This is a genomic window from Bradyrhizobium sp. HKCCYLS2038 (assembly GCF_051167655.1).
In the GTDB taxonomy this organism is placed as follows: domain Bacteria; phylum Pseudomonadota; class Alphaproteobacteria; order Rhizobiales; family Xanthobacteraceae; genus Bradyrhizobium.
On the sequence record NZ_JBNPTM010000007.1, the window covers coordinates 175988 to 190658 of the forward strand.

Sequence of the window (14671 nt, forward strand, 5' to 3'; positions counted from 1 at the left end):
CAATTTCCCTGGAGGTCCGACCTGTAGCCGGACCGTCCGAGGGGATCGCGATGCTTACTTCGCCTCGGCCCGCTTCGGCGGGGTCGCCGGCCACGACTTGATCAGCGTGTCGTAGTCGACCGTCTCGCCCTTCGGCTTCTCGTTCGCGAGCTTGCGCTGCGGAGCGATGTTGCCGTCCTTCGCCGACTTGTTGAACCAGAACTCGGCCGATTCCTTCTTGTTCAGCTTCGGACCGCAGTCGCCCTGGACCTTGGACTTCTCGAGACGCTCGAGGACGGAGTCCTGAGCGGCTGCGAGCGCGTCCATCGCGGCTTGCGGAGTCTTCGAACCGGACGACGCATCGCCGATGTTCTGCCACCACAGCTGCGCGAGCTTCGGATAGTCGGGCACGTTGTTGCCGGTCGGGGTCCACTGCACGCGCGCGGGCGAGCGGTAGAACTCGATCAGGCCGCCGAGCTTCGGCGCACGCTCGGTGAACGACTTGTCCCAGATGTCGGATTCACGGATGAAGGTGAGACCGACGTGGCTCTTCTTCAAGCTGACCGTCTTCGAGACGATGAACTGCAGATACAGCCAAGCCGCCTTGCGGCGGTCCGCCGGGGTCGACTTCAGGAGCGTCAGCGAACCGGCGTCCTGGTAGCCGAGCTTCATGCCGTCCTTCCAGTAGGCGCCGTGCGGCGACGGAGCCATGCGCCACTTCGGGGTGCCGTCCGCGTTCATGACCGGCAGGCCGGGCTTGACCATGTCGGCGGTGAAGGCGGTGTACCAGAAGATCTGCTGGGCGACGTTGCCCTGCGCGGGCACCGGGCCGGCCTCCGAGAAGGTCATGCCCTGCGCCTGCGGCGGCGCGTACTTCTTCATCCAGTCGAGATACTTGGTGATCGAGTACACGGCCGCCGGACCGTTGGTGTCGCCACCGCGCTCGATCGAGGAGCCGACCGGACGGCAGCCTTCCATGCGGATGCCCCATTCGTCGACCGGCAGGCCGTTCGGGATGCCCTTGTCGCCGTTGCCGGCCATCGACAGCCAGGCGTCGGTGAAACGCCAGCCGAGCGACGGATCCTTCTTGCCGTAGTCCATGTGGCCATAGACCTTGGCGCCGTTGATCTCCTTGATGTCGTTGGTGAAGAACTCGGCGATGTCCTCATAGGCCGACCAGTTCACGGGCACGCCGAGATCGTAGCCATACTTGGCCTTGAACTTCGCCTTGTAGTCCGGGTTGGTGAACCAGTCGTAGCGGAACCAATACAGGTTGGCGAACTGCTGGTCGGGCAGCTGGTAGAGCTTGCCGTCCGGAGCGGTCGTGAACGACTTGCCGATGAAGTCGTTGACGTCGAGCATCGGGTCGGTAACGTCCTTGCCTTCGCCCTTCATGTAGTCGGACAGCGCGATGGTCTGGCCGTAGCGGAAGTGCGTGCCGATCAGGTCGGAGTCGTTGATCCAGCCGTCATAAACGTTCTTGCCGGACTGCATCTGGGTCTGCAGCTTCTCGACGACGTCACCTTCCTGGATGATGTCGTGCTTCAGCTTGATGCCGGTGATCTCGGTGAACGCCTTGGCCAGCGTCTTCGACTCGTATTCGTGAGTCGTGATGGTCTCGGAGACGACGTTGATCTCCATGCCCTTGAAGGGTTCGGCGGCCTTGGCGAACCACTCGAGCTCCTTCTTCTGCTCTTCCTTGGAGAGCGTCGACGGCTGGAACTCGCTGTCGATCCACTTCTGGATCGTGGCGTCGTCGGCGAGCGCCGGAATGGACAACGTCATGGTCGCGGCAAACAGCGCCACCGCGCTGGTCATCGCAAGATAGCCGGCCTTGCTCTGGTGATGCTTCCGTTTCAAGTGTCGCATGGTTTCCTCCTTGCAGCGACAGACGTATTCAGGTCCGGGTTGGTCCCGGATCTGCCCTTCCTCGCCTGCGTCAGACGGTGCGAAAGATCGCAACGGCTGATGCAAGCGAAATTGCGGTCGCGAGCCACAGGCTCGAAACCTCAAAACCCTCCTCGCCGATCGGCAAGGTCGCAATCGTATCGGTCCCGACCAGCCCAATCCATGCCAGATGGATCACGGCGGCCGATATCAGCGAGATGAACAGCCGGTCGCCGCGCGTGGTCGGGATGCGCAGCACGCCCACCCGCTCGGCCTCGGGATAGCGGGCGGCGAGCAGAGTCATGACGGCCAGCGTGCAGGCCAACGCGGCGAAGAAGATCGCCGTCGGCACCGTCCAGGCCATCCATGCGATGCTGTCCATGGCTAGTGCCTCCATGCTTCGGCTGACGCAGAGTAGAGGTTTGCTCTCGCGTCGGTGACGGTGAGCTCCCCTCCCCCTTGCGGGGAGGGGTCGGGGGTGGGGGTCCCCGCGATGACTGCCCGTGAGGTCCCCCCCTCCCCGACCCTCTCAGCGCGAGCGTAGCTCGTCGCGTCCCGCAAGGGGGCAGGGAGCGCACCGAGACTTTGGCGAACGGTGTGCATTCCCATCATCACACCCGTCCCAGCGCGAAGCCGCGCGCGATGTAGTTGCGGACGAACCAGATCACGAGCGCGCCGGGGATGATGGTCAGCACGCCGGCGGCGGCGAGCAGGCCCCAGTCCATGCCCGAGGCCGAGACGGTGCGGGTCATGACCGCCGAGATCGGCTTGGCGTCGACCGAGGTCAGCGTACGCGCGAGCAGCAGTTCGACCCAGGAGAACATGAAGCAGAAGAACGCCGCGACGCCGATGCCGCTCGCGATCAATGGCACCAGGATCTTCACGAAGAAGCGCGGGAACGAGTAGCCGTCGAGGAACGCGGTCTCGTCGATCTCGCGGGGCACCGACGACACGAAGCCCTCGAGGATCCAGACGGCGAGCGGAATGTTGAAGATGCAGTGCGCCAGCGCGACCGCCCAGGGCGTATCGAACAGGCCGATCGCCGAGTAGAGGTTGAAGAACGGCAGCGCATAGACTGCGGCCGGCGCCATCCGGTTGGACAGCAGCCAGAAGAACAGGTGCTTGTCGCCGAGAAAGCGGTAGCGCGAGAACGCGTAGGCCGCCGGCAGCGCCACCAGGATCGAGATCACCGTGTTGATGATGACGTATTTCAGCGAGTTGATGTAGCCGGAATACCAGCTCTCGTCGGTGAAGATGCGCATGTAGTTGGCCAGCGTCGGCTGATGCGGCCACAGCGTCATCGTGGTGACGATCTCGTTGTTGGTCTTGAAGCTCATGTTGACGAGCCAGTAGATCGGCAACAGCAGGAAGACCAGGAACAGCGAGATGATGATGCGGCGGCCCGGAATGGTGTTCATCACGCGCCCCCTTCCACCGGCCGGCGCTCGGCGCCGGCATTGGTCATGATGGTGTAGAACACCCAGCACACGATCAGGATGATCAGGTTGTAAACCAGCGACAGCGCGGCCGCCTTGCCGAGGTCGAACTGGCCGAGCGCGATCTTGACGAGCTCGATCGAGATGAAGGTGGTCGAATTGCCCGGCCCGCCGCCGGTCACCACGAACGGCTCGGTATAGATCATGAAGCTGTCCATGAAGCGCAGCAGCACGGCGATCAGCAGCACGCGGTGCATCTTGGGCAGCTGGATCGCGGTAAACACCGCCCACCGCGATGCGCCGTCAATCTGCGCCGCCTGGTAATAGGCGTCGGGGATCGACTTCAGGCCGGCATAGCACAGCAGCGCCACCAGGCTGGTCCAGTGCCAGACGTCCATGACGATGACCGTCGCCCACGCATCGAAATCGTTCGACACATAGTTGTAGTCCATGCCGAGGCCGTTGAGCGTATAGCCGAGCAGCCCGATGTCCGGCCGACCGAAGATCTGCCAGATGGTGCCGACCACGTTCCATGGAATCAGGAGCGGCAGCGCCAGCGTGACGAGGCAGAACGCCACCGTCCACCCGGCCCGCGGCATCGACAGCGCCACGACGATGCCGAGCGGCACCTCGATCGCCAGGATGGCCAGCGAGAACATCAGGTTGCGTCCGAGCGAGGCCAGGAAGCGGCCGCCGAGATCGGTCGAGGGATCGAGCAGTTCCTTGAACCAGGCGACACCGTTCCAGAAGAACTGGTTGTTGCCGAAGGTGTCCTGCATCGAATAGTTCACCACCGTCATCAGCGGCAGGATCGCGGAGAACGCGACCAGCAGGAACACCGGCAGCACCAGGAACCAGGCCTTGTTGTTGATGGTCTTGTCCATCACTCAGGCTCCCTCGACCAGGCGGCTGTCTGCGTAGACGTGAACATAGGCCGGATCGAACTTCAGTCCGACCGCCGAGCCCTGCGGCGAAACGCCGGCCGGCAGCCGCGCCGCGAACTTGACGTCGCCGACGCGGACGCGGGCGAAGCGGATGCGGCCGAGATCGTCGACGCGCTCGATATTGGCATCGAGCAGGCCCGGTCCGGGCTGCGCAACGTCGACGAATTCAGGCCGCACGCCGATCTCGATCTTGGCGCCGGCCGGCAGCGCGTCATAGCTCCGCGAAAGCTGCAGGGTGTGGCCGGCGATGCGGGCCTCGCGCCCTTTGACCTCGGCGGAGAGGATGTTCATGCCGGGCGAGCCGATGAAATAGCCGACGAAGGTGTGCGCCGGCTTGTCGAACAGCTCGGCCGGCGTGCCGCTCTGCACGACCCGACCGTCATGCATGACGACGACGGTATCGGCGAAGGTCAGCGCCTCGGTCTGGTCGTGAGTGACGTAGATCATCGTGAGGTCGAGCTCGCGATGCAGCGCCTTCAGCTTCGAGCGCAGCTGCCATTTCAGCTCGGGATCGATCACCGTCAGCGGCTCGTCGAACAGCACCGCGGCGACGTCGGAGCGCACCAGGCCGCGGCCGAGCGAGATCTTCTGCTTGGCATCGGCGGTGAGCCGCGTCGCCTTGCGGTTCAGATCCGGGGTCAGGTCGAGCAGACGGGCGATGTCGGCGACGCGCTTGTCGATCTCCGCCTTGGGCACGCCGCGGTTCTTGAGCGGGAACGCGAGATTCTGGCCGACCGTCATCGTGTCGTAGATCACCGGGAACTGGAACACCTGCGCGATGTTGCGGTCGCGGGTCGAAGCCTTGGTGATGTCGGTGCCGTCGAACAGAATCTTGCCGTGCGACGGCGTGAGAATGCCAGAGATCAGGTTCAGCAGCGTCGTCTTGCCGCAGCCCGATGGGCCGAGCAGCGCGTAGGCGCCGCCCTGCCGCCAGGTCATCGTCACCGGCTTCAGCGCGTAGCTCTCGACGTCGCTGCCGTTGCCGTAGGAGTGGGCGAGACCTTCGAGGTCAATGCGGGCCATGCGGCATCTCCCTCACATCTTGGGCGCCGCGACCAGGCGGTCGCCGGCGTCGAACACGAAGACGTTGGACGGATCGAGCACGGCATCGAGAACCTCGCCGGGCTCGTATTCATGAACGCCGTGCAGCACGGCGACCCAGTTCATGCCATCGCGCGTCAGATGCACGAAGCTCTCCGATCCCGTGATCTCGGTGACCGAAACGGTCGCCGGAAAGGCATGGCGGCCATGGCTGCCGTCGCCCTTCGCCAGCCCGAGCTGATGCGGCCGGAAGCCGACGCGGTAGCTGCCGTCGGGCAGATCGGCGTAGAGGCCGACCGCCGGAGCATTGACGTTGCCGGCGTACTGCACGCTGTCGCCGCGCTTCTGGATCTCGACAGTGTTCATCGGCGGATCGGAGAACACCTGGCCGACGCGCAAGGTGTCGGGGCGGCGATACACCGCGGCGGTGTCGCCGGCCTGCAGTGCCTGGCCTTCCCACATGCAGATGGTGCGGCCGCCGAGCAGCAGCGCCTCCGACGGTTCGGTGGTGGCATAGACGAAGATCGCGCCCGACGCCTCGAAGATGCGCGGCAGTTCGGCGCGCAGCTCCTCGCGCAACTTGTAGTCGAGATTGGCCAGGGGCTCGTCGAGCAGCACGAGATCGGCGCCCTTCACCAGCGCGCGCGCGATTGCGGTGCGCTGCTGCTGGCCGCCGGAGAGCTGCAGCGGCGTGCGCTTCAGGTACGGCTCAAGCCGCAGCAGCCGGGCGGCTTCCGCGACGCGCTTCTCGATCTCCGCGCGCGGCTTGCCCTGCACCCGCAGCGGCGAGGCGATGTTCTCGTACACCGTGAGCGAGGGATAGTTGATGAACTGCTGATAGACCATCGCGACCGAGCGCTTCCGCACGTCGAAGCCGGTAACGTCTTTGCCGTCGACCAGCACCCGTCCCGTCGTCGGCTTGTCGAGACCGGCGAGCAGTCGCATGATCGAGGTCTTGCCTGACAGCGTCGGTCCGAGCAGCACGCTGAGCGTGCCGCGCTGCAGGGTCAGCGAGACGTCGCGAATCGTCGTGACACCGTCGACGATCCGCGAGACGTGATCGAGCGCAACGCTCATGCCCGTCCCCCGGCCTCGCGCGCCGTCACGGCCCCGCGCTCACTGTTGGCGATGATCCACGCATCGAGCGCGGCAATTTCAGCCGCCGACATTCGCAATCCCAGCTTCGATCGCCGCCACACGATGTCCTCGGCCGTCAACGCCCACTCATGCGTCATCAGGTACCTGACTTCGCGCTCCGTCAAGGTGCCACCAAAATCCTGACCGAGATCGGCCGAAGATGTCGCACCGGCGAGCATGGTCTTGGCCCGTGTTCCGTAGGCGTGCGCGATCCGCTTCGCATGTGCATCTGACAGGAACGGATAGCTCTTCGTGAGATCGGCGATCAGCGGCGCCACGGCCGAGACCTTCATGTCACCGCCGGGCAGCTGCGCCTTGCCGGTCCAGCCCTCCTCCGCCTTGGCGCCCTTCAGATAGGGCGCCAGACGCTGCAGCGCCTCTTCCGACAGCCGCCGGTAGGTCGTGATCTTGCCGCCGTAGATCGACAGCAGCGGCAGGCCACCGGGCGTGTCGAGCTCGAACACGTAGTCGCGCGTTGCCGCCTTGGCTTCGCTGGCGCCGTCGTCATACAGCGGACGCACGCCGGAATAGCTCCACACCACGTCGCTCGGCTGGACCGGCTTGGCGAGGTACTCGCCGAGCGCGGCGCAGAGATAGGCGATCTCCTCGTCGGTCGCCTTCACCTTGGCCGGGTCGCCCTGATAGTCGCGATCGGTGGTGCCGATCAGCGTGAAGTCCTGCTGATAGGGGATCGCGAAGATGATGCGGCCGTCGGCATTCTGGAAGATGTAGGCGCGGTCGTGATCGTAGAGCTTGCGGACGACGATATGCGAGCCCTGCACCAGCCGCACCTTGGCCTTGGCATTGACGCCGGCGCCGGTCGCCAGCACCTGCTCGACCCAGGGCCCTGCGGCATTGACCAGCGCGCGCGCCCTGATGGTCTGGCGCTCGCCGGTCTCCGTGTTCTCGGTGGTGAGCAGCCAGACGCCGCCGTCCTGCCGGATCTCGGTCGCGCGTGTGCGGGTCCGGATCTCAGCGCCCCGGTCGGCCGCATCGCGCGCGGTCAGCACGACCAGGCGGGCGTCGTCGACGAAGCAGTCGGAATATTCGAAGCCGCGGTCGTAGCGCCCGGCGATCAGCGGACGGCCGACCTCGTCGCTGCGCAGATTGACCGAGCGGGTCGGCGGCAGCAGCTTGCGGCCGCCGAGATGGTCATAGAGGAACAGGCCGAGACGCAGCAGCCAGGCCGGGCGCAGGCCCGCATGATGCGGCAGCACGAAGCGCAGCGGGCGAATGATGTGAGGCGCGATCTGCCACAGGATCTCGCGCTCGATCAGCGCCTCGCGAACCAGCCGAAACTCGTAATATTCGAGATAGCGCAGCCCGCCATGCACGAGCTTGGTCGACCAGGACGAGGTTCCGCTCGCCAGATCATTCATTTCACAAAGGAAAACGGAGTTTCCGCGTCCGGCCGCATCGCGCGCGATGCCACAGCCATTCACGCCGCCTCCAATGATGGCGAGGTCGTAGATCCGCTCCAACAGACGCATCCCCCGGCAATCGCCTTCAGTCTGGCGATTTCACTTTCGCTTTCGAGTTAAACACAAACGAAAGTGAAAGCAAATCGAAATTCGCAAGTTGGCCCGAGATTGGGCAAAACCTGCCCAATCGGGGGTCAACCGGCCTTTGTTGAGAGCGGAATGTCAGGCGCGCCGGAGCACGGAGGGCGAGGCGGTTTCGCTTGCCTCTGCGGCATCCTCCGACTCATCGGCGGGCATCGCCGAGATCACCTCGATGCCGCGGCTGTGGCACAGGCTGGCGAGCCCGTCCGGCAACGGACGGTCGGTGACGAAGGTCTGGATCTGGCTGAGATGGGCGATGCGCACCGGCGCGCTGCGGTGGAGCTTGGTGGAATCGGCCACCAGCATCACGCTGCGTGCATTGGCGATGATCGCCTGCGCCACCTGCACCTCGCGATAGTCGAAGTCGAGCAGTGCGCCCTCTTCGTCGATCGCCGAGGCGCCGATGATCGCGTAGTCGACCTTGAACTGGCCGATCAGCTGCGTGGCGGTCGAGCCGACCACGCCGCCATCCGAGCGCCGCACGCTGCCGCCGGCCACGATCACCTCGATGCGCGGATGCGGATAGAGCAGCATCGCGACGTTGAGATTGTTGGTGATCACCAGCAGGTCCTGGTGGGTGGACAGCGCGCTCGCCACCTCTTCGGTCGTGGTGCCGATGTTGATGAAAAGCGACGACCCGTTCGGGATGCGGGCCGCCGCGATCGCGCCGATCGCCTTCTTCTCGTCGGCCGCGACGAAGCGCCGCGCCTCATAGGCAAGGTTCTCGACGCCCGAGGCGATGATGGCGCCGCCATGGATCCGGGTCAGCGCACGCTGCTCGCAGAGATCGTTGAGATCCTTGCGGATCGTCTGCGCCGACACTTCGAACCGGCGCGACAGATCCTCCACCATGACGCGGCCGGAGGCGCGGGCGATGTTGAGGATGTCGGTCTGACGTTGGGAGAAGACGGCCATGGCAAGCTTTCGAAACAGCTGCACCATGGTGATGCTGATCGAGTCAAGCGTCAATCAGCGAACGTTCCGAGCGCACCGCAACATTCGCTGGTCCGGGAGCAGATGTGCCGAGCCGCCGCTGCGGCTGCCCGCAGGGCCAGCACCGTTGCAACGGTTCAGGCGGCCGCGCTGAATTCTCCGGTGACGATGCGGAGCGCCGCGCGCTCGGCCTCCCGCGGGTTGCGAAACACCTGGCCCTCGAGCGCATTGAAGCGATGCGACGCCGCGAAGAAGCGGAAGCCGCCGCGGTCGCGGACGACGATCCCCGCCGCCTGAGAGCTGACCTCGATGATGTAGGTGTCGGACATTGCGAAATCCCGTCGTTCATTCCGGGGCTTTTAACGGGGCGCTGAGGGGAATGTTCCCTGCAACGCCCGTAGCGTCGGTCCATGCGGAATGTCAGCAGTGGATTCTGTCCGAGATATGTTTGATCGATGCCCGGCTGATGATGAGGTGGTGCCGTTTACGTAGTCCCGCAGCGCAACCGCGAGCGCTTTGCCAGCGCTGACGCTATTCATTCGCCGGCGAGGAACGCCGGACGGTGATCACCAAGCCCGAAAACACCGGAGACGATCGAGAGCAGCAGCGCGCGATCAGGTCGCGATCACACCGTCGCGCCTGATCGGCTGCGGCCGGCCGTTGTCGTCGATCGAGACGTAGGTGAAGTTGCCGTCGGTGACCAGAATCGGCTGCTCTTCCCGCCGGCGCAGCACCCAGGCTTCCAGACGCACCGTCATCGATGTCCGGCCGACGCGCACGAGATGCGCGTAGACGGAGACGAGGTCGCCGACATACACCGCCTTGCGGAAGTTCATCGCCTCGATCGCGACGGTCACCGTGCGCGACTTCGCGACCTTGGCTGCGAACACGCCGCCGCCGACGTCCATCTGGCTCAGCAGCCAGCCGCCGAAGATGTCGCCATTGGCATTGGTGTCGGCCGGCATCGCCAGGGTGCGGATGCAGAGATCGCCGCGCGGCACGGACGGCGCGGCAGGAACAGTGGCTTCGGTCACGGCAGGTCGCCTCCAAGAGCAGTTCGAAGTGCGGCTGGAAGTGCAGCTGGCATCGCGCGCGTCATCGATCGCGCGGTCAGTCCGGCCTGATCATCTCGAACATGTCTTCCGCCTTGATCTCGAAATAGTCGCCGCGCCGGCCGGCGCGGACGATCGGATGCGCCGCTGCGGTCTGGTAGACGCCGTCCTTGATCAGCGCCTTGTCGATGTGCACGCCGACGACCTCGCCGAGCGTCAGCCAGGCGTTCGCCTTCTTGCCGTCGGCGCCCTGCAGCGGGATAATCTGCGTCACCTTGCACTCGAACGCGACCGGGCTCTCGGCCACGCGCGGCACGTTGACGAACTTGCACGGCAACGGCGTGAGGCCGGCGAGCTCGAACTCGTCGACGTCGCGGGCGACATGCGCGGCGGTCGCATTCATCTGGGTCGCGAGATCGCGCGTCACCAGATTCCAGACGAACTCGCCGGTGTCCTGGATGTTGGCGGCAGAGTCCTTCCACTGCGTCGAGGAGAAGCCGATGATCGGCGGCGTGTAGTTGAAGGCGTTGAAGAAGCTGTAAGGCGCAAGGTTGACGTGGCCATCCGGATCGCGCGACGAGATCCAGCCGATCGGACGCGGAGCGATGATGGCGTTGAAGGGATCGTGGCGGAGGCCGTGGCCGTTCTTCGGTTCGTAGAAATGCAGGTCCCGTTCAGTCACGCCGTCGTCTCCCCAGGGTGCGGTCATTCCGGAGCGACTCGCGCGACAAAATGGCGAAGCCATTTTGATCGGGAGAGGCGAACCCGGAATCTCGAGCTTCCGGGTTCGATGCTTCGCATCGCCCCGGAATGACGGCAACCTAGACCGCAGCGCCCCTCGAACCAAGCCCTGCCAGCACGAAATCGATCATCTCGTCGATGGTCGGGCCGGGCTTGGTCGCGCATTGCGCGATCATCTGCGGATGGAAGAAGCGCATCATCGCGGTCGTTGCACACTTCGTGGTCAGCGGCACGTCCGTGACCGTGAACTCGCCGGACGCCGCGCCCTGCCCGATCACCCGGCCGATGGTCTCGGTGATCAGCAGCATGTGCGCCTCGCAGACGTCCCAGCTCTCCTCCATGGCCACCGCGACCATCTCGTGCAGCTTGTTGTCGCCGACATAGCGTTCGGTGTTCATCCGATGGATGGTGCCGAGCAGCTCGCGCAGCCGCGGCGCCGCCGGTCCGGCGCGCTCCGCGATCGCGATCGCCGCCGCCTCGACCTGGGCCATCAACGTCCGGGCGACACCGCGATGGATGGCCTTCTTGGAGTCGAAGAACCGGTAGACGTTCGCCGGGCTCATGCGGAGCTCCTTGGCGATGTCGGCGACGGTCGTCTTCTGGTAGCCGATCTGTCGAAACAAGCGTTCAGCAACGACGAGGATGCGTTCGCTCGTGTCAGGTTCGATATGTTCGGAAACCAGCGTCATCATGCCTGCGATCTTGTCCGTCCTTCATTCCGCGGCCTCCGCGAGCGGGATCGCGGGCCTCGGCACGTCAACGTGTTGCGCTGCAGAATGATCCTGCGCAGCTGCCCCGCGCTCATCCAGGCTCTTGCGGAACCATAGGGCATACAGACCCGGCAAGTACAGCAGCGTCAGGAAGGTTGCAACGAACAAACCGCCCATGATGGTGATCGCCATCGGTCCCCAGAACGCGGAGCGCGACAGCGGGATCATGGCCAGAATCGCCGCCAGCGCCGTCAGCACCACGGGGCGGGCGCGACGGACCGTCGCCTCGATGATGGCTTCCTTGCGGGTCAGTCCATGGCCGACGTCGGTCTCGATCTGATCGACCAGGATCACCGCATTGCGCATGATCATGCCGGCGAGCGCGATCAGGCCGAGCAGCGCCACGAAGCCGAACGGCGCGTTGGCGACATTGAGCCCGAGCGAGGCACCGATGATGCCGAGTGGCGCGGTCAGGAACACCAGGATCAGCCGCGAGAAGCTCTGCAGCTGGATCATCAGCAGCGTCAGCATCACGATGACCATCAGCGGAAACAGCACGAAGATCGAGGCATTGCCCTTGGCGGATTCCTCGAAGGCGCCACCGGCCTCGATCCGGTAGGCCGGCTCGAGGTGGTTGCGGATGTCCTGCAGCTTCGGCGAGATCTGGTTGGTGACATCGGGCGCCTGGACGCCATCCACCACGTCGGCGCGCACCGTGATTGCCATGTCGCGGTTGCGGCGCCACAGGATCGGCTCCTCGTGCGAATATTCGATCTTGGCGATCTGCTGCAGCGGCACCGCGACGCCGTTCCGCGAGGTCACGGTGAGGTCGCCGACACCGGCGAGATCCAGCCGCTCGGACGGCGCCGCACGGGCGACGACGCCGACCTTCTCGATGCCGTCACGAATGGTCGTGACCTGCACGCCTGAGATCAGCATCGCCAGCGACTGCGAGACGTCCTGCGGGGTCAGGCCGAGCGCGCGGGCACGATCCTGGTCGACGACGAGCTTGAGATAGGGCGACTGCTCGTTCCAGTCGAGCTGCGGGTCCCTGACGTTCGGGTTCTGGCGCATGACCTCGCGCACCTGGTAGGCGATGTCGCGCACCTTGGCGGCATCGGGGCCGACGACCCGAAACTGGACGGGGAAGCCGACCGGCGGACCGAAGTTGAAGCGGTCGACGCGGACACGCGCCTCGTTCAGCTCGCCATTCGTGACCGCGGTCTCGATCTTGGCCTTGATGCGCTCGCGCGCGGCGACGTCCTTGGCGACGATCACGATCTCGGCGAAGGCCTCGTTCGGCAGCTGCGGGTTGAGGCCAAGCCAGAAGCGCGGCGAGCCCTGCCCGACATAGGCGGTGTAGGTCTCGATGTCCTTGTCGTCCTTGAGCAGCCGTTCTGCTGATGTCGCGGCCTTTTCAGTGACGGCGAAAGCGGTGCCTTCCGGCAGGCGCAGTTGCAGGAACAGTTCGGGGCGCTCGGACAGCGGGAAGAACTGCTGCTGGACATGACCGAAGGCCGCGATCGAGGCGAAGAAGATGCCCACGGTGGCAGCGACCGTCGTGATGCGGTGATCGACGCACCAGCTGATGACGCGGCGCAGGCCCCGATACATGCGGGTCTCGTAGATCGCATGCTCATCATGGCCGTGATGCAGCTTCATGTCGGGCAGCAGCTTGACGCCGATATAGGGCGTGAAGATCACCGCGACGAACCAGGACGCGACCAGCGCGATGGCGACGATCCAGAAGATGCTGCCGGCATATTCACCGACCGCGGAGTTGGCGAAGCCGATTGGCAGGAAGCCGGCAGCCGTGACCAGGGTTCCGGTAAGCATCGGGAACGCCGTGGACTCCCAGGCAAAGGACGCCGCGCGCATCCGGTCCCAGCCCTGCTCCATCTTCACGACCATCATCTCGACCGCGATGATGGCGTCGTCGACCAGCAGGCCGAGCGCGATGATGAGCGCTCCCAGCGAGATACGATGCAGGTTGAGCCCCATGATCTCCATGACGATGAAGACGAGCCCGAGCACCAGCGGCACCGACAGCGCCACCACGATGCCGGTGCGCCATCCCAGCGCCAGGAACGACACGAACAGCACGATCACCAGCGCCTCGACGAACGAGTGCACGAATTCGCTGACGGCGTGCTCGACCACCTTGGGCTGATCGGCAATCTGCTCGATCTCGATGCCCTGCGGCACGGCCTTCATGAAATCGTCGGCGGCGGCGTGCACCTCCTTGCCGAGCTCCAGGATATTGGCCTCCTTGGCGGTGACGACGCCGACGCCGAGCGCGGGCCTGCCCTCCTGCCGCACCTTGAAGGTCGGCGGATCGACGAAGCCGTGGGTGACGGTGGCGATGTCGCCGAGCCGGAACACGCGTCCGTTGCTTTCAACCGGCGTCTCCGCAACCGCCTTGGCGCCGTCGAGCGCACCGGTGACGCGCAGCGGCACACGCTGCGAGGAGGTCTCGACCGTGCCGGCCGGGGTCACGTTGTTCTGCTTGGCGAGCGAATCGAACAGCGCCTGCGGCGTGATCCCAAGCGTGGCGAGCTTGGCATGGCTGAACTCGACGTAGATGCGCTCGTCCTGGGTGCCGTAGAGATTGACCTTGGTGACACCGGCGACCTTCAGCAGGCGCTGGCGCAGGCCCTCGGCGGTCTTCTTCAGCTGCGCATAGTCGGCGCCATCGCCGGTCATCATGAACAGGATCGAGTCGACATCGGAGAACTCGTCGTTGACGAACGGACCGACGATGCCCGACGGCAGCGCGGGCGCCACATCGACGAGCTTCTTGCGCAGGAGGTAGAACAGGTAAGGCACCTCCTTCGGCGGCGTCGAATCGCGGAACGTGAGCTGCAGCGCGGTGAAGGCCGGCTTGGAATAGGTCTGCACCTTCTCAAAGTAGGGGAGCTCCTGCAGCTTCTTCTCGATCGGGTCGGCGACCTGGCTCTGCATCTCCGCAGCCGTGGCGCCCGGCCACATCACCGAGACGTTGACGACCTTGACGGTGAAGAACGGATCCTCGGCGCGGCCGAGCTTCTGATACGAGAAGAATCCGGCGACGCTGAGCGCGATGATCAGGAACAGCACCAGCGGCGGATGACTGACCGCCCAGGCCGACAGGTTGAACCGCTTCATGGGTGCTCTCCGACGAGGACCTAGTTGTTTCGCGCTTCAGTGGCCTCATCCTTCGAGACGGCGCTTCGCGCCTCCTCAGGATGAGGGTTTAGCTCCTCATGGTGA

Annotated in this window: 13 protein-coding genes; all 13 read right to left on the bottom strand. The window is 65.0% G+C overall.

The window, feature by feature from the left end; all coding sequences use genetic code 11:
* Positions 1–54: 54 nt before the first annotated feature.
* Positions 55–1797, bottom strand: a complete 1743-nt coding sequence (locus ACQR1I_RS28405; protein ID WP_434868794.1) for an ABC transporter substrate-binding protein — start codon at positions 1795–1797, stop codon at positions 55–57.
* A 121-nt stretch (positions 1798–1918) separates the two neighbouring features.
* Positions 1919–2248 (bottom strand): DUF2160 domain-containing protein, encoded by a 330-nt coding sequence (locus tag ACQR1I_RS28410; protein ID WP_434868623.1) that lies wholly within the window; start codon positions 2246–2248, stop codon positions 1919–1921.
* 229 nt (positions 2249–2477) lie between these two features.
* Positions 2478–3284, bottom strand: coding sequence for a carbohydrate ABC transporter permease (locus ACQR1I_RS28415; RefSeq protein ID WP_315756985.1), 807 nt, complete (start codon positions 3282–3284; stop codon positions 2478–2480).
* Positions 3284–4186 (bottom strand): carbohydrate ABC transporter permease, encoded by a 903-nt coding sequence (locus tag ACQR1I_RS28420; RefSeq protein ID WP_434868624.1) that lies wholly within the window; start codon positions 4184–4186, stop codon positions 3284–3286. The genes ACQR1I_RS28415 and ACQR1I_RS28420 overlap by 1 nt, the downstream gene beginning before the upstream one ends.
* A gap of 3 nt (positions 4187–4189) precedes the next feature.
* Entirely contained in the window at positions 4190–5269 is a 1080-nt protein-coding gene (locus ACQR1I_RS28425) for an ABC transporter ATP-binding protein (RefSeq protein ID WP_434868625.1), read from the bottom strand.
* 12 nt (positions 5270–5281) lie between these two features.
* Positions 5282–6364: an ABC transporter ATP-binding protein gene (locus tag ACQR1I_RS28430; protein ID WP_434868626.1), complete on the bottom strand. Its 1083-nt coding sequence runs from the start codon at positions 6362–6364 to the stop codon at positions 5282–5284.
* Positions 6361–7914 carry a glycerol-3-phosphate dehydrogenase gene (glpD, locus tag ACQR1I_RS28435; protein ID WP_434868627.1) on the bottom strand — a complete coding sequence of 518 codons (1554 nt, stop codon included), beginning with the start codon at positions 7912–7914 and terminating at the stop codon, positions 6361–6363. Before glpD ends, ACQR1I_RS28430 begins: the two co-directional genes overlap by 4 nt.
* Positions 7915–8067: 153 nt before the next feature.
* Positions 8068–8901: a DeoR/GlpR family DNA-binding transcription regulator gene (locus ACQR1I_RS28440; protein WP_434868795.1), complete on the bottom strand. Its 834-nt coding sequence runs from the start codon at positions 8899–8901 to the stop codon at positions 8068–8070.
* Positions 8902–9056: 155 nt separating this feature from the next.
* Positions 9057–9248 (bottom strand): hypothetical protein, encoded by a 192-nt coding sequence (locus ACQR1I_RS28445; protein ID WP_434868628.1) that lies wholly within the window; start codon positions 9246–9248, stop codon positions 9057–9059.
* Between the two features lie 285 nt (positions 9249–9533).
* The gene (locus ACQR1I_RS28450) at positions 9534–9953 is read right to left on the bottom strand and encodes an acyl-CoA thioesterase (protein ID WP_434868629.1); all 420 of its coding nucleotides are present in this window, start codon (positions 9951–9953) and stop codon (positions 9534–9536) included.
* Positions 9954–10029: 76 nt separating this feature from the next.
* Positions 10030–10653, bottom strand: a complete 624-nt coding sequence (locus ACQR1I_RS28455; protein ID WP_434868630.1) for a flavin reductase family protein — start codon at positions 10651–10653, stop codon at positions 10030–10032.
* Positions 10654–10792: 139 nt separating this feature from the next.
* Complete coding sequence (locus tag ACQR1I_RS28460) at positions 10793–11404, bottom strand: TetR family transcriptional regulator (RefSeq protein WP_434868631.1); 612 nt, start codon at positions 11402–11404, stop codon at positions 10793–10795.
* A 21-nt stretch (positions 11405–11425) separates the two neighbouring features.
* Positions 11426–14566, bottom strand: a complete 3141-nt coding sequence (locus ACQR1I_RS28465) for an efflux RND transporter permease subunit (protein WP_434868632.1) — start codon at positions 14564–14566, stop codon at positions 11426–11428.
* Positions 14567–14671 lie beyond the last annotated feature (105 nt).